The organism is Streptomyces sp. NPDC001544, from assembly GCF_042894285.1.
Classification (GTDB): Bacteria; Actinomycetota; Actinomycetes; order Streptomycetales; family Streptomycetaceae; genus Streptomyces.
Genome location: NZ_JBIAVN010000001.1, coordinates 618,127 through 632,603 on the forward strand (window position 1 = coordinate 618,127; position 14,477 = coordinate 632,603).

The 14,477-nt window shown below is 71.3% G+C and carries 16 protein-coding genes and 1 tRNA gene; 7 read left to right on the forward strand and 10 right to left on the reverse strand.

The window, feature by feature from the left end; translation table 11 throughout:
• Positions 1 to 125: 125 nt before the first annotated feature.
• On the forward strand, positions 126 to 1,421 hold the full coding sequence (locus ACFY0F_RS02705) for a hypothetical protein (protein WP_388787801.1): 1,296 nt from the start codon (positions 126 to 128) through the stop codon (positions 1,419 to 1,421).
• A 174-nt stretch (positions 1,422 to 1,595) separates the two neighbouring features.
• Positions 1,596 to 2,708 (forward strand): amidase domain-containing protein, encoded by a 1,113-nt coding sequence (locus tag ACFY0F_RS02710; protein WP_388789162.1) that lies wholly within the window; start codon positions 1,596 to 1,598, stop codon positions 2,706 to 2,708.
• Here ACFY0F_RS02710 and ACFY0F_RS02715 read toward each other — a convergent pair.
• The 3 genes from ACFY0F_RS02715 to ACFY0F_RS02725 form a co-directional block, all read right to left on the reverse strand.
• Entirely contained in the window at positions 2,696 to 3,268 is a 573-nt protein-coding gene (locus tag ACFY0F_RS02715; RefSeq protein WP_388787804.1) for a DUF4383 domain-containing protein, read from the reverse strand. The two genes, ACFY0F_RS02710 and ACFY0F_RS02715, sit on opposite strands and share 13 nt — an antisense overlap.
• 76 nt (positions 3,269 to 3,344) lie before the next feature.
• Positions 3,345 to 4,613, reverse strand: coding sequence for a hypothetical protein (locus ACFY0F_RS02720; RefSeq protein WP_388787806.1), 1,269 nt, complete (start codon positions 4,611 to 4,613; stop codon positions 3,345 to 3,347).
• Between the two features lie 74 nt (positions 4,614 to 4,687).
• Complete coding sequence (locus tag ACFY0F_RS02725) at positions 4,688 to 4,870, reverse strand: hypothetical protein (RefSeq protein WP_388787809.1); 183 nt, start codon at positions 4,868 to 4,870, stop codon at positions 4,688 to 4,690.
• A 21-nt stretch (positions 4,871 to 4,891) separates the two neighbouring features.
• On the opposite strand from ACFY0F_RS02725, the gene ACFY0F_RS02730 reads away from it, so the two are divergent.
• Positions 4,892 to 4,963, forward strand: a tRNA-Val gene (locus ACFY0F_RS02730).
• A gap of 43 nt (positions 4,964 to 5,006) precedes the next feature.
• On the opposite strand, the gene ACFY0F_RS02735 is transcribed toward ACFY0F_RS02730, so the two are convergent.
• Positions 5,007 to 5,369, reverse strand: coding sequence for a hypothetical protein (locus ACFY0F_RS02735; RefSeq protein WP_388787812.1), 363 nt, complete (start codon positions 5,367 to 5,369; stop codon positions 5,007 to 5,009).
• A gap of 80 nt (positions 5,370 to 5,449) precedes the next feature.
• Positions 5,450 to 6,361: a ketopantoate reductase family protein gene (locus ACFY0F_RS02740; protein ID WP_388787815.1), complete on the reverse strand. Its 912-nt coding sequence runs from the start codon at positions 6,359 to 6,361 to the stop codon at positions 5,450 to 5,452.
• Between the two features lie 95 nt (positions 6,362 to 6,456).
• Here ACFY0F_RS02740 and ACFY0F_RS02745 point away from each other — a divergent pair, with 95 nt between their 5' ends.
• Complete coding sequence (locus ACFY0F_RS02745) at positions 6,457 to 6,690, forward strand: DUF2277 domain-containing protein (RefSeq protein ID WP_388787818.1); 234 nt, start codon at positions 6,457 to 6,459, stop codon at positions 6,688 to 6,690.
• Between the two features lie 5 nt (positions 6,691 to 6,695).
• Here the strand turns inward: ACFY0F_RS02745 and ACFY0F_RS02750 are convergent, their stop codons facing one another.
• The 3 genes from ACFY0F_RS02750 to ACFY0F_RS02760 all read right to left on the reverse strand — a co-directional run bounded on the left by ACFY0F_RS02750 (position 6,696) and on the right by ACFY0F_RS02760 (position 8,960).
• On the reverse strand, positions 6,696 to 7,319 hold the full coding sequence (locus ACFY0F_RS02750; protein WP_388787820.1) for a DedA family protein: 624 nt from the start codon (positions 7,317 to 7,319) through the stop codon (positions 6,696 to 6,698).
• 128 nt (positions 7,320 to 7,447) lie between these two features.
• Complete coding sequence (locus ACFY0F_RS02755) at positions 7,448 to 7,903, reverse strand: DoxX family protein (RefSeq protein ID WP_388787823.1); 456 nt, start codon at positions 7,901 to 7,903, stop codon at positions 7,448 to 7,450.
• Positions 7,904 to 8,306: 403 nt separating this feature from the next.
• Positions 8,307 to 8,960, reverse strand: coding sequence for an HNH endonuclease family protein (locus ACFY0F_RS02760; RefSeq protein ID WP_388787825.1), 654 nt, complete (start codon positions 8,958 to 8,960; stop codon positions 8,307 to 8,309).
• Between the two features lie 376 nt (positions 8,961 to 9,336).
• Between ACFY0F_RS02760 and ACFY0F_RS02765 the strand changes: the two genes are divergently transcribed.
• Together ACFY0F_RS02765 and ACFY0F_RS02770 are read left to right on the forward strand one after the other, a co-directional pair.
• Positions 9,337 to 9,918, forward strand: a complete 582-nt coding sequence (locus ACFY0F_RS02765; protein WP_388787828.1) for a TMEM165/GDT1 family protein — start codon at positions 9,337 to 9,339, stop codon at positions 9,916 to 9,918.
• A gap of 144 nt (positions 9,919 to 10,062) precedes the next feature.
• Positions 10,063 to 10,728, forward strand: coding sequence for an HAD family hydrolase (locus ACFY0F_RS02770; RefSeq protein WP_388787831.1), 666 nt, complete (start codon positions 10,063 to 10,065; stop codon positions 10,726 to 10,728).
• A 15-nt stretch (positions 10,729 to 10,743) separates the two neighbouring features.
• Here ACFY0F_RS02770 and ACFY0F_RS02775 read toward each other — a convergent pair whose 3' ends face one another.
• Positions 10,744 to 11,682 (reverse strand): peptidoglycan-binding protein, encoded by a 939-nt coding sequence (locus ACFY0F_RS02775; RefSeq protein ID WP_388787834.1) that lies wholly within the window; start codon positions 11,680 to 11,682, stop codon positions 10,744 to 10,746.
• Positions 11,683 to 11,877: 195 nt separating this feature from the next.
• Here ACFY0F_RS02775 and ACFY0F_RS02780 point away from each other — a divergent pair, with 195 nt between their 5' ends.
• Positions 11,878 to 13,926 (forward strand): DHA2 family efflux MFS transporter permease subunit, encoded by a 2,049-nt coding sequence (locus ACFY0F_RS02780; protein WP_388787837.1) that lies wholly within the window; start codon positions 11,878 to 11,880, stop codon positions 13,924 to 13,926.
• Here ACFY0F_RS02780 and ACFY0F_RS02785 read toward each other — a convergent pair.
• Positions 13,913 to 14,410 (reverse strand): GNAT family N-acetyltransferase, encoded by a 498-nt coding sequence (locus ACFY0F_RS02785; RefSeq protein WP_388787840.1) that lies wholly within the window; start codon positions 14,408 to 14,410, stop codon positions 13,913 to 13,915. The genes ACFY0F_RS02780 and ACFY0F_RS02785 overlap by 14 nt on opposite strands.
• Between the last annotated feature and the right edge of the window lie 67 nt (positions 14,411 to 14,477).

The following is a 14,477-nucleotide window of genomic DNA, read 5'->3' on the forward strand; positions in this document are numbered from 1 at the left end:
CCCGCCGCCCCGCTGCCCCGCGCCACGCCGTCCCCCGCGTTCCGCGGTCCCCCGCGTTCCGTGGTCCCCCGCGCCCCGCCGTCCCCCGCGCCCCGCCGTCCCCGCCTCGCAGAATGAGCCCGCGCATGACCCGCACGAAGTCGTCGACCGGCCACCGCCGCAAAGCCCGCCCCCGCCGCACCCCACGGGCCACCCGCCCGCAGGTCATCACCCTCGCCGCCCTCCTCGTCGTGGCGTCCGTGGTCGCGGGCTTCCTGGTCCTGACCCGGCCGGACGACACCACGCCCACCGCCGCCACGGGGCCGAGCAAGAACGGCAAGGCCGCCCCCAAGAGCACCCCGGAGCCCGAGTGGGACGGCAAGACCAAGATCCTCGGGGACGGCTCCACCTCCTACACCGGCCCGCAGAAAGGGCAGTTGAAGCCGGTTCCGCTCAAGCCCGGTGAGCGGCCGCCCCAGTTCGTCGTCTTCTCCTGGGACGGCGCGCTGGAGGGCAGCGACCACCTCTTCTCCCACTACCGGGAGCTCGCCAAGGAGTACAACGCCCACATGACCTTCTTCCTCACGGGCATCTACCTGCTGCCCAAGAGCAAGAAGGACCTCTACCAGGGCCCGATGCACCAGCCCGGCGACGCGGCGATCGACTACGCCACCGACGAGCACATACGCACCACGCTGGAGCAGCTCCGGCAGGCCTACAACCAGGGCAACGAGATCGGCACCCACTTCAACGGCCACTTCTGCGGGGCCAAGGGCGGCGGCGACTGGAGCGTCCAGCAGTGGAAGAGCGAGATCGACCAGTTCTACTCCTTCGTGGAGAAATGGAAGACCAACACCGGCTTCAAGGACATCCCCGCGCTGCCCTTCGACTTCCGAAAGGAGGTCACCGGCGGACGCGCGCCCTGTCTGGAGGGCCAGCCGAACCTGCTGAAGGCCATGAAGAGCTACGGCTGGCGCTATGACGCCAGTTCTCCCGGCAACTTCCAGATATGGCCGACGAAGAAGAACGGCGTATGGGACTTCCCGCTCCAGATGCTCCCGTACTCGGCGAACAACCAGGGCCTGTCGATGGACTTCAACTTCCTCTACAACCAGTCCGAAGGAGAGGTCCACGGAGACCCGGCGCAGTACGCCAAGTGGGAACAGCAGACCGTCGACTCGTACATGAACGGCTTCAACCGCGTCTACTACGGCAGCCGCGCACCGCTGTTCGTCGGCAACCACTTCGAGGACTGGAACGGCGGCATCTATATGAAGTCCGTCGACCAGGTCATCAAGAACGTCTGCACCAAAAAGGGCGTCAAATGCGTCTCCTTCAAGGAACTGGCCGACTGGATGGATGTACAGAAGCCCTCGACCCTGGCCAACCTGCGCGCCCTGGATCCGGCACAGAACCCGGACTGGTCGACGGTCGTCAAGTGACGCCTGTAACCGCTTGATTCCACTTGTGCATCCCCCTTCACAACCGGCTCGCATGCCGTGCGAAGATGCCATCTCCCGGTAGGAGTACCGGTGTAGAGGGGAACTTCATTGAAATCCAGAAAACTGAGCCGTAAGCGGAGCCGCGCCGCCATAGTGGGGGCCGCGGCCGCTTCGGTGGTCGCCGGAGTGGCCCTGGTGCCCAACTGGAGCGCCGGCGCGGCGGTCGTCGACGACCCGACCGTGGACGCGGCGACCAAGGCGACCTTCCAGCGGCTGGCCGACGCGGTCTTCACCGACCGCACGGAAGCCCTGGTGCAGGGTGCCGGCACGAAGCAGGCCACGTCCGGATTCACCGGCGACGTGAAGATGTCCGCTTCGCAGTCCCGCTCGGAGAGCTCGGCGCTGACCGAGCTGCGCGGCCGCAAGACCCGCCTGTCGAAGCTCGGCGAGAAGTACAGCGCCGGCAGCACCCGGGTCACGCTGGACGCGACGCGCGTGACCGGCCGCACCGCCAAGGCCGACGTCACCGAGACCACTACGCTGACGTACGCGAAGGTCAAGGGCACCGAGCCGAAGACCACCGGCTTCCAGGCCCACCACGAGCTGACCTTCAAGGCCGACCGGCAGGGCACCTGGCAGCTCACCAAGGTCCAGGACACCGACAACGGCTACATCGCGGTGAACCAGGTCGCCAAGCAGCCGACCGTCGCCGTCAAGGCCAGCCCCGCCCCCGCCGACGACGGCCCGCCCGAGGCGGCCAGGGCGGCCACCACGTGGCCGGCGCCGGCCAACGCCAAGAACATGACCGCCAGTGGCTACGACTACAAGGCCATGGTGGCGTACGCGACGAAGTACTGGAACAACTACAACAAGGACTACCCGGACTTCAACGGAGCCGGTGCCGGCGGCGACTGCACCAACTTCGTCAGCCAGGTCCTCAAGGCGGGCGGCTGGAAGCACGTGCCCGGTGACGGCACGGACTTCCACAAGTGGTTCGGCAACTCCGAGATCCAGTCGGACTCGTTCGTCGGCGTCAACGAGTTCTCGTGGTTCGCCCTGTCCTCCAAGCGGGTCACCAGCCTCGCCAACGTCTACCAGGCGGACCTCGGCGATGTGATCCAGATGGACTTCAACAAGGACGGGTCCAAGGACCACACCATGATCGTCACGAACCGCAGCCAGGGCGTGCCGTACGTGTCGTACCACTCCACCAACACCTTCAACAGGTCGGTGGCGAGCCTCGTCGCCTCCTACCCGAACGCGGCGTTCTACGCCTACCGCACCTGATCCTGCGGTCCCTCCCGGTCCCGCTGCTCCAGCGTCAACCGCTCCTCCTGCGGCGACGGTTCGGCGTGGCGGGCCCGCCAGTAGGGGTTGTCGTGCGGCAGGGACGTACCGACCCTGCCGTACATCCCGAACACCATCAGCAGCAGCCCGACCACGAAGCTGAACAACACGTTCTGGATCCTGAAGGCCAGGAAGTTGTAGTCGGTGTCCAGCAGGCCGAGGTTCAGGAAGCCGTTCAGGAGGAACAGCACACCGAGGACCATGTTGAGCGTCGACGCGAAGTTCCCGCCGACCACCATGCCGACCAACAGCACCAGCCCCACGACGATCGACAGGACGCTCAGCGTGCCGTTGGTGTTCAGGCCGAGGACGGAGTTCCCGCCGGTGTCGAAGAACCCGATGTGGTGGACGACGCCGAAGACGCCGAAGACCAGCAGGAAGAGGCCCATCAGACCGGCGCCGATCCGGTAGACGGTGTTCAGCCGGTGGTCGACCGGCAGGTGCTCGTCAAAGCTGATCCGCCGGCGGCTCCCCGGGCGCACTGTGTGGGGCGAGGCCATCTCCGCCTCCCTGTGGTGCGGGCGCAGAACGTACGTATCTCCCAATATCCGCCCGCCCGGCCCCGGCGGCAACGGCTCAGTGGCCGGCGCCCCGCTCCTCGCGGATCTGGGCGACCACCCGGGCCACCGTCTGCCGGACCGCCTCGGTCTCGGTCAGGAAGTGCCAGTAGTCGGGGTGGCGGCCCTCCAGCGTGGCGACCGCGCGGTCCAGGCGGCCCACGGCGTCGTCCAGCGGCCGGGCGTGCCGGGGGTCGGGCGTCGTGCGGCCCGTCATGGCCAGCCGCTGCGCGTCCCGGATCGCGAACCGGGTCCGCTCGATCTCCGCCTGCGGGTCCTTCTGCACGGCGTTCAGCCGGGCCAGCCGGTCCCCGGCCGCCGACACGGCCTCGTCGGTGGCGTTCAGCAGCGCCCGCACGGTCGACAGCAGCGAGGTGGCGTCCGGCCAGCGCTGGGCGTCCCGGGCGGCCTGCGCCTCGGACAGCTTCCGCTCGGCCTGCCGCACGTTCTCGGCGGCCTGCCCGGGCACCTGCTGCAGGTCCTGCCAGCAGGCCGCGGCGAACCGGCGCCGCAGCTCACTGAGCACCGGCTCCACCTGACCCGCCCGGGTCGTCAGGGCCTGCGCGCGGGTCCGCAGACTCACCAGCCGGTGGTCGATCTCGGCGGCCCGCTCCGGCAGCCGCGCGGCCTCCGCGCGGATCGCCTCCGCCTCCCGCTGCACCCGCTCGGCCCGCTCCAGCGTCTGGGGCACGCCGTGCTGCCCGGCGCCCTGGTTGAGCCTGGTCAGCTCGGGCGAGAGGGCGGCGAGCCGGGCCGCGAGGTCGTCGGCCCCGAGCCCGGACTCCCGTACGGCGTCGAGGGCGTTGGACGCGGCCAGCAGCGCCTGCCGGGCCCGTTCGACGGCGGGTGCCAGCCGGGCCAGCTGGGTCTCGGCCTTGCCGAGCAGCGGCCCGAGCGAGCCGCCGAAACGGTCCAGTTCCTGCTTGACCCGCACCAGCTCGTCCTTGGCGGCGCTCAGCTCGGCACGGGCCCGGCCGGCCGCGGACGCCTCCAGGTCGTCACGGTCGAGATCGTGGGCGTCGACCGCCTGGATGTAGCGCTGACTGACCTCGTCGATACGCCGCCCGAGCGCCTCGAAATCGGCGGCCACGCGACGGGCCGCCGGGGAGTCGTCCACGGCGCCGATCGTCTCGATCGAGATCCGCAGGTCACGCTGGGCGGTGTCCAGCTCGTAGAACGCGGCGGCGGCGTCGTCCTTGGCGGCCTGCGCCTCCGCCCGCTGTGCCTCGGACCGGCCACCGAACCAGCCACGGACCGGACCAGCAGTCCTTCGGGGTGTCGCCGCCACATCCCTCTCCCGTGCCGTGGTTCGCCCTGCGGGGTGCCATTGTCCCACCCCTTGAGGACGAACACACGGGCCGGTCAGTTCGCCGTTCGCACCGTGATTCTCCCGTCCGCGGTGGTGGCGGAGACCACGTGGGGGCTGCCGTCGCCCGCCGAGGCCCCGCGGGCGGAGAGCGCGGCGGTGAGCGGGACGAGACCGCCCCGGGCGGCCCGTACGGCGGAGGCCACCGGAACGGGTTTGCGGGAGAGGGCTCCCGGCAAGGTAGGCTGTCGACTCGTCGCGGGTGCGTAGCTCAGGGGTAGAGCGCCTGCCTTACAAGCAGGATGTCGGCGGTTCGAAACCGTCCGCGCCCACCGTGAGAGGACCCCGGCCGCCGCGGCCGGGGTCCTCTGCTTGTCAGTCCTCTTCTTTCTCTTCCGCTTGTGTCTCGCGTTGGGTCTCGCGCGCGTGCTTGAGCTGGGTGCGGGCGTCCACGCGGTCGCTCGCGGCCACCTCCGCCCAGAAGCGGTGGCAGGTGACGAAGACCGCGAGTTCGTGCTCGCGGCGGCGGAGCTTCTCCACCTCGGCCTGTTCGTCGGCCGACCAGCCCGGGGAGGCCGGGCGTTCCACCTTGCGCCAGCCACCCTCGTCACTGAAGCCGTCCAGCGGCTCCACCGACCAGGGCAGCCGCTTCAGCAGGGCCGACAGCTCGGCCCTGACCTGGTGCAGCTCCTCCTGACCGGCGAGAAGGTCACTCGGAAAGTCATAGGTCGCAGCCACAAGCCAATGATACGCCTGTTCGATTTTGGGTGGTGAGTTCGTTTGAGGGATTCAAGTGAAGGCGTGAACGCGTGAACGGGTCAGTGACCGCGGGCCGCCTCCTGCTCACCCAACTCCCGTACCAGCCCGGCCGTCACGGGCACGGCGATGTCGTACCGGTCCGCCGCGCGCAGCAGCGCACCGCCGATGGCGTCCAATTCCATCGGTCGGCCCGCCTCGGCGTCGCGCTGCATCGACGACTTGGTCAGGGGCGGGAAGGAGTCGTACCGGGCGAGTGCCTGGACCGGGTCGGCGGGACCGCCGCAGGCACGGCTGACGGCGGCCGTCTCCGCGACCAGGGCTGTCAGCTCGGCGCGGTGGCGGGTCCGGGCCTCGCCGATCGGAACGGCGTAGCGGGTGGTCAGCAGCGCGAAGGGGGCGAGGAAGGACATCTTCGCCCAGAGGGTCGCGGACTCGTCGGCGGTGACCCGGGCGTTCGGGCCGGCGGCGGTGAGGGTTTCGGCGAGGGCGTCGAGGCGGGGGCGGGGGACCTGGTCACCGGACAGGTCGATCTCGGTGAAGGGGGTGCCGTGCTCGATCACGCCGGGAGCGAGGCGGGTGGACTCCACGCGGATCACCGCCGGGGCGACGAGTTCGGGGCGGTGGTGCGCGCGGAGCAGGGCGGGGTGTTCCACGCCGTTGAGGAACGGTACGAGGAGGGCGTCGCCGAGGACGGTGGCCGGGACGCGGGTGAGGGCCGCGTCGAGGGCGGTGTGCTTGACCGTGACCAGGCAGGCGTCGACGGGTTCGCGGAGCCGCGTGTCCGCTTCCACCGGGGCGGTGAAGTCGCCGAACTGGGCACTGCGGACGCGGATGCCGGTGGTGCGCAGGGCGCGGGCCGTGTCGGTCCCGGCCAGGCAGATCACACGGTGGCCGGCGCGGGACAGGAGGGCGGCGAGCAGGCCGCCGGTCCCTCCGGGGCCCAGGACGGCCACGGTGAGCTTCTTCGCCATGTCAGGTTGTTCCTCTCGTCGGTCGGCCCCGGAAAGGTGGCCGCCTCGGTGGGATCATCGCAGACAGGGAGCGCGGGCTGAGGGACACTGGTGACATGTGCCGGAGTATCAAGACGCTGCGTCCGCCCGCGCTGGCCGAGGAGGCCACGGAGGACGAGATTCGGGCCGCCGCGCTGCAGTACGTGCGGAAGGTTTCCGGGTTCCGGGCGCCCGCCGCCCACAACCGGGAGGTGTTCGAGCGGGCCGTCGAGGCGGTGACGGAGGCCACCGCCCACCTGCTCGACGGGCTGGAGGTGCGCGGGCGGCGGCCCCCGGTCGACGTGCCCTGACCGGATTACGCCGGCTGCCGCCGCATCACGTACGCCGCTCCGGCGCCCGCGAGGAACAGCGCCGCCAGGGACACCCCCGTCGCCAGCCAGGTGGCGCCCAGCCACTGCGCGCCGAAGTAGCCGAGGGCGACGCTGTAGACGGCCCAGGAGAGGCCGGCCAGGGCGGACCAGGGGAGGAAGTCACGGGCGCGGCGGTGGGCGGCGCCCGCGCAGAAGGAGACGACCGAGCGGCCGGCGGGGGCGAAGCGGGCCAGGACCACCAGGGCTCCACCGCCCCGGGAGAGGGCCGCGCCGAGACGTTCCTGCGCCGTGGTCAGGCGCCGGGAGCGGGCGATCGCACGGTCCAGGCGGTCCCCGCCGCGCCAGGCCAGCCGGTAGGCCACCAGGTCGCCCACGAGTGAGGCGGTGGCCGCGGAGACGATCAGGGTCAGGATGTCCGGCACGTCGTGGGGCACGCCTCCCGCGGCCGCGTTCGAGCCGGCCGCCGCCGCGGTGGCCGCGCTGATCACCAGCACACCGCTCGGCAGTACCGGCAGGAAGACGTCGAGCAGGACCGACAGGGCCACCATCGCGTAGATCCATGGCCCGGCGGCCGCCACGGCTGCCAGTGACCCCACGCTCTCGAACACGACGACTCCCGTTGCTCCCCCGATGACAGCCATACAGCGTACGCCGAGGCTGTGACAGCGGGGGCATAAGGGGTCGTTGTGGCCGGCTTGTTACCCGGACGCCCGCGGCGCCCGGGTAATGGACGAGGTCAGGCCGCCACCGTGGCCCGCTCCGGCGTGCGCTGCTCCGTGCCGGCCGTGCGCCGTGCCAGCAGCCGGTCGAGGCCGAAGGCGCCCGAGCCGGTGAAGACGAGCAGCAGGAACGACCAGCAGAACAGCACCGCCAGCTCGCCGCCGTTCTGGATCGGCCACAGGGCGTGCTTCTGGTGGATGTCGAAGTACGCGAACGCCATGGAGCCCGAGGCGAGCAGCGCCGCGCCGCGGGTGCCGAGGCCGAGCAGGGCCAGGCTGCCGCAGACGAGCTGGATGACGGCCGCGTACCAGCCGGGCCAGGTGCCGGCGGAGATCGTGCCGCCGTTGGTGCCCATCGCGCCGCCGAGGACTCCGAAGAGCGAGGCGGCGCCGTGCACGGCGAAGAGCAGGCCGACGACTATCCGGAACAGGCCGAGGGCGTAGGGCTGAGCGGTGTTGAGACGTGCGGACATGGGGGGTTGCTCCTTCGGTTTCGATCGGACCGGCGGGGGAGCGACCGGTCGGTGGGGGAGGCGGTACCGAATGAGGGACCCAGGTTAGGAGGGCCTAAGGGGTGCTTGCAAGTTCAACATTTGGCCATGGTTCCGCTTCCGTTTGCGGTTCCGTTTCGGCCTCCGCCCCATGTGGGGCGGCTGCCGCGGTCGCTCCGGGGGCTGGGAGCGTGACGCGATACACACCCGGCCGGACCCCGTGGGAGATCATCCGATGTCCACCCTCGGTGGTCACGGACAAGTCCAATTGCCTTGTACATGACTAAAGTTGACGGCTCATCAGAAAGCAATACCTCCTGCGCCGCCCCTTTCGGTACGGGGGGGCGCAGGAGGTGGCTGGGTGGCGGGCCGGCGGGAGGTTCCGTCAGCAGTTCGCGAGGTAGTTCGTGAGCGCGGTCTTCTCGGCGGAGTCGACGGAGAGGCCGTAGTAGTACTTCACCTGGACCCAGGCGCGTACGTAGGTGCAGCGGTAGGAGGTCAGCGAAGGCATCCAGGTGGCCGGATCCTGGTCGCCCTTGGCCTGGTTGACGTTGTCGGTGACGGCGAGGAGCTGGGGCCGGGTGACGTCGTTGGCGAAGGCCTGCCGCTGGGCGGTGGTCCACTTGCTCGCGCCGGAGTCCCAGGCCTCGGCGAGCGGGACGAGGTGGTCGATGTCGACGTCGGAGGCGGCGGTCCAGGTCGCGCCGTCGTACGGGGAGTACCAGCTGCCGCTGGTGGCGGTGCAGGCGGAGTCGGTGACGACGTTCGTACCGTCCCGCTTGAGGATGTACTCGCGGGTGTTGCAGGTGCCGCTGATGGTGATCCAGGTCGGGAAGAGGTCGCGGCTGTAGCCCGTGCGGTTCTCGGTGGCCACGGTGAGCGAGGCGAGGTAGCCGCGGGCGGTGGCGGCGCTGACCGGGGTGGGGAGGGCGGCCGAGGCGCTCGGGGAGTCGAAGAGGGCGGCGGAGGCTATCAGGCCTATGAGGGCCGCGAGTGTGCTCAGGCGTCGACGCGCGTAGACCTTTGAGCGGCGGGTCATGTGAACTCCCTGGTGGGGTGGGGGTGTTGGGGCGCGAGCGAGGGAATGCTCGCGGCACCGCGTTGCGGGGAGGTGTGCGCCCGGTAAGAAGTTAATGACGTGTGCATGACACGACAAGGTGCGGGGCGGAACTTTCGCGTCCCGTACGATGGGGGACGCAGAAGGGGAGTAGCTCTCCGCCGGACCGTCGACATACTGCTCAGCCAGCCTGAGCCGGCGCCCGGAGGCGGATCCCGCGCGGACCGCCCAGCGAGACCTTCGGCAAGCAGTGCACGCCCGTGCTCCATGGCACGGGCGCCGATTGCGCTGCCGTGCCGAGGTGTCTCATGTGAGGTTCAGCACCCTCGGCGGGGCGGCCCCGACCGATTGAGGGACTTTGATCAGCATCACCGTGACGGCGCTCGTGTTCGGCGTCATCTTCCTCGCCGAACTGCCGGACAAGACGGCGCTCGCCGGGCTCGTCCTCGGCGCCCGCTACCGCGCGTCGTACGTCTTCGTGGGCGTCGCCGCAGCCTTCCTCCTGCATGTCGTGCTCGCCGTCGCGGCGGGCAGCGTGCTCACCCTGCTGCCCCAGCGGATCGTGCACGCCCTGACGGGCCTGCTCTTCCTCGGCGGAGCCGCCGTGCTGCTGCTGAAGAAGGACGACGACGAGGAGGAGATCCGGAGGCCCGCCGACCAGTCCTTCTGGAAGGTCGCCGGCACGGGCTTCACGCTCATCCTGGTCGCCGAGTTCGGCGACCTCACCCAGATCATGACCGCCAACCTCGCCGCCCGGTACGACGACGCGCTGTCCGTCGGTCTCGGCGCGGTGCTGGGACTGTGGGCGGTGGCCGGACTGGGCATCGTCGGCGGGCAGGCGCTGATGCGGCGGGTGCCGCTGCGGCTGATCACGAAGGTCGCGGCGGTGCTGATGCTGGGGCTCGGCGCGTGGAGCCTGTACGAAGCGGTGGCCGGCTGAGTTGAACGCGCGGTGAATCCTCACCGCGGCGGTGGCGGGAGCGGCACATGTTTTGTACCGTAGAGAAACAAAGTGGCTCCCGCCCGCTTCCCCTGACCGGCGGGCGGGGCGCTTTGTCTTCTTCGTCGCGTCCTGGAGCTGCCGATGCCGGCCACCGTCCTCACCGCCCGCGCCCTCCTGCTCGACATGGACGGCACCCTCGTCAACTCGGACGCCGTCGTCGAGCGGATCTGGCGGCGCTGGGCCGAGCGGCACGGACTGGACGGGGACGAGGTGCTCCAGGTCGCCCACGGGCGGCAGGGGCACGCCTCGATGGCCCTGCTGCTGCCCGGCCGGCCGGCCGAGCAGAACCTCGCCGAGAACGCCCGCATGCTCGCGGAGGAGACCGCGGACATGGACGGCGTCGTCGCCGTGCCGGGCGCCGTGGAGTTCATGGCCGCACTGCGGACCGCGGGGCTGGCGCACGCACTGGTGACCTCCGCCGACGTTCCGCTGTCCACGGCACGGATGGCCGCCGCCGGACTGCCGCTTCCGAACGTGCGGATCACCGCCGAGTCGGTGGGCGCGAGCAAGCCCGACCCCGAGGGTTTCCTCAAGGGCGCCGCCGAGCTGGGTGTCGACCCCGCCGACTGTGTGGTGTTCGAGGACTCCGGGGCGGGCATCACCGCCGGGCGCGCCGCCGGGATGCGGGTGGTGGGAGTCGGACCGCGAGCCGGGCACCACCGGCCCGACGCGACCGTCCGGGACCTGCGGGACGTCCGGGTGGAGGCGCTCGGGAGCGGGGGGATCCGGCTGTACGCCGGCGCGTAGGGGCCGTACGGGCCCCTACGGCTGCGACGTCTCCGACTCGAGCTTCGCTCGCGTCGGGGCGTCGTACACGCCGGGTTCGTCGGCCTGGATGCCCCGGGTCCACTGGTAGGTGCTGACGGACGTCTGCACCTGGGCGGTGTAGTCACCGTCGATCTTGCCGGCGTAGAGACCGAGCTGGCGCAGCCGGAGCTGCAGTTCGGTGACCTCGGCGCCCCGGTCGCCGGGGCGCAGCACCGGACTCGGGGACGCACTCGCCGGGACGGGGGCGTGGGCCGCCGTGACGGTCTCGGTCGGCTCGGCGGAGCGGCTGGGGCCGGGGGACCGCGTGGGCGTGGACGAGGCCGGGGCGGACGGGGACGAGGACGGGCTCGCGCTACGGGACGGGGTCGCCGGCGCGGACGTCCGGGCGGACGCGGAGGCGGTCGCCGGACTCGGCCTCACCGGGGCGCTCGACGACACGTCCGGGACCTTCTCCCGCACCTCCTCGGGGGCCGCCCCGTCCCGCGACGGGGTCGCGTGGGAGAGCAGGCCACTGGCGAAACCGGCCGCCGCGACGAGCGCGACCAGCGCGGCGGCCCCGGCCAGGAGCACGGTGCGGCGGCGGCGCACCGGCTCCTCCCCACCGTCCACGGCCCCGGGCCGGTCGAGCCGGTCCTCCGGCCCGTCGGACTCCTCCGGCCGGCCCGGCTCCCGCGGAGGCTGCCCGGCCCGCGGCGGCACCGGAGCCGAGGCGGCCTCCGTCAGGCGCAGCGGCATCGTGGAGTCGGCCGGGGCGTCCAGGTCGACATACGGCCGTATCCGCAGCGGATCGAAGTCCTCCGCCGCGGCCGCCTCCGCGGTCCGCGTGTCACGCAGGGCTTCGGACGCCCGCTGGGCGCAGCCGCACGACGGGGCGTTGCGTGGCCCCTTCGGCGCGCCGCATTCCGGGCATGAGTGGCCCTTCGGTCCTGCCACGTGTTCGGTCCCTCCCCGTACGAATCACCGGCCCCAGGGCTCCACAGATTATGCAGACCTTCACCACAACTTCGGTCGGCGGCCCCCGGCAATGTCGGCGACCCCCGGCGATACCGTCCCCGAGAGGACTCAACGGGCCATAACGGGTGACACCGTTGACGATGGAAGGTGTCACACGAGCCCCGGGAGGTCTCCATGGCCCTGGATGCGCACGGCACGACGAGGAAACCGGAGAGCCCCGAGGACGCCGAGCACGTCCCCGGCAACGTCCTCGTCTCGATCGGGGCCCTGCTCCTCGGCCTGCTGCTCGCCGCCCTCGACCAGACGATCGTGTCGACCGCGCTGCCCACCATCGTCAGCGACCTCGGCGGGCTGGAACACCTGTCGTGGGTGGTCACCGCCTACCTGCTGGCCTCCACCGCCGCGACCCCGCTGTGGGGCAAGCTCGGTGACCAGTACGGACGCAAGAAGCTGTTCCAGACCGCGATCGTGATCTTCCTGATCGGCTCGGCGCTGTGCGGCATGGCGCAGAACATGCCCCAGCTCATCGGTTTCCGCGCGCTGCAGGGACTGGGCGGCGGCGGGCTGATGGTGCTGTCGATGGCGATCGTCGGCGACATCGTCCCGCCGCGCGAGCGCGGACGCTACCAGGGGCTGTTCGGGGCCGTCTTCGGCGCGACCAGCGTGCTGGGACCGCTGCTCGGCGGGCTGTTCACCGAACACCTGAGCTGGCGCTGGGTGTTCTACGTCAACCTGCCCGTCGGCGTCGTCGCCCTCGCCGTGATCGCCACCGCCCTGCGCATCCCGCGCAAGGGCGCCCGCCACGTCATCGACTACCTGGGCACCTTCCTGATCGCCGCGGTCGCCACCTGTCTGGTGCTGGTCGCCTCGCTGGGCGGCACCACCTGGCGCTGGGCCTCACCGCAGATCATCGGGCTCGCGGCGCTGGGCGTCGTCCTGGCCGTGGCCTTCGTCGCCGTGGAACGCCGGGCCGCCGAACCCGTACTGCCGCTGAAGCTGTTCGGCATCCGCACCTTCACCCTCGCCGCCGTGATCAGCTTCATCGTCGGCTTCGCCATGTTCGGCGCGATGACCTACCTGCCGACCTTCCTCCAGGTCGTGCACGGTGTCTCACCGACCATGTCCGGCGTGCACATGCTGCCGATGGTGTTCGGTCTGCTGCTGTCCTCGACCGTCTCCGGGCAGATCGTCAGCCGTACCGGCCGCTGGAAGGTGTTCCCGGTCGCGGGCACCGGCGTGACCGTGCTGGGGCTGCTCCTGCTGCACCGCCTCGACGAGCACAGCTCCACCGCCGTGATGAGCGTGTACTTCTTCGTCTTCGGCCTCGGTCTCGGCCTGGTCATGCAGGTCCTCGTCCTCATCGTGCAGAACGCCGTCTCGTACGAGGACCTCGGCGTCGCGACGTCCGGTGCCACCTTCTTCCGGTCCATCGGGGCGTCCTTCGGCGTCGCCATCTTCGGCACGGTGTTCGCGAGCCGGCTCGGCGACAAGCTCACCGACGCCTTCCGGGGCGCCCGGCTGCCCGCCGGCCTGTCCGCGGACGCGCTGAAGTCCGACCCGCGCGGCATCGCCGCCCTGCCGCCCGCGCTGCGGCCGGCCGCCCTGCACGCCTACGCGTCGTCGATCACCGACGTGTTCCTCTACGCGGCGCCGGTCGCCCTGCTCGGTTTCGTGCTGGCGTGGTTCCTGAAGGAGGACCGGCTGCGCGGCTCGGTCACGGCCCCCGACGTGTCGGAGACCATCGCCCCCAACCCGGTCGAGCGGTCCTCGTACGACGAGGTGTGCCGGGCGCTGTCCCTGCTCGGCACCCGCGAGGGGCGGCGGGAGATCTACCGGACCATCACCGAACGGGCCGGATACGACCTGTTGCCCGGGGCGAGCTGGCTGCTGCTGCGGATCAGGCGGTACGGCTCGGTGGAGCCGGGCATGCTCGCCGAACGCAGCTCGGTGCCGCTGAACGTGATCCTCGAGGCCGCCCGGCAGGTCGAGGAGCGCCGGCTCGCCCTGCGCCAGGGCCCCGACCTCGTCCTGACCGAGGGGGGCCGCCTGGTCGCCGAACGGCTGGCCCGGGCCCGCGAGGAGTCGCTGGCCGAACTGCTCGGCGACTGGTGGGGCCCCGAGCGGCCCACCGACCTCGACCGGCTGGTGAAGGAGCTGACCGGCGAGCTGTGCGGCTCGGAGCGGGAGCGGCCGCACAACGGAACCGCCGTCAGGGCCGGTTGAGGTCCTTGCGGAACCAGTGCTCGGCGTACACGTCGTCGTTGTGGGGCTCGGACTCCGCGTAGCCCAGCCGGGCGTACAGGGCGCGGGCCTCCACCAGGTCGGTACGGGTGTCGAGGACCATCCGCCCGGCGCCGAGCGAGCGCGCCGCCTCCTCGGCGGCGGCCACGAGGAGCGCCGCGCCGCCCCGGCCGCGCAGCCCCTCCCGCACGAACACCCGGGTGAGCTCGGCGGTGGCGGGGTCCAGGAGCCGTACGCCCGCGCTGCCGACCGGTTCACCGTCGTACCGCGCCACCAGCAACCGCCCGTCGGGAGGCGCGAGTTCGGCACCGGTACGGGCGGCGATCTCCCTCTCCAGCTCCTCCGCCGCGGTCCGCCGTCCCTCGTGCAGCAGGTACCAGCGGTCGCTGACCTCCGTGTAGTACGCACGCCAGAGCGCCGCGGCCACCGGGGAGTCGAAGGGTTCGGGAGCGATGGTCCAGGTCATGCCCGCATTGTCGGGAGACGGCGGGCATCCGGCGCAAGCGAATATGCGGGGCCCCGGTGACCGGCGC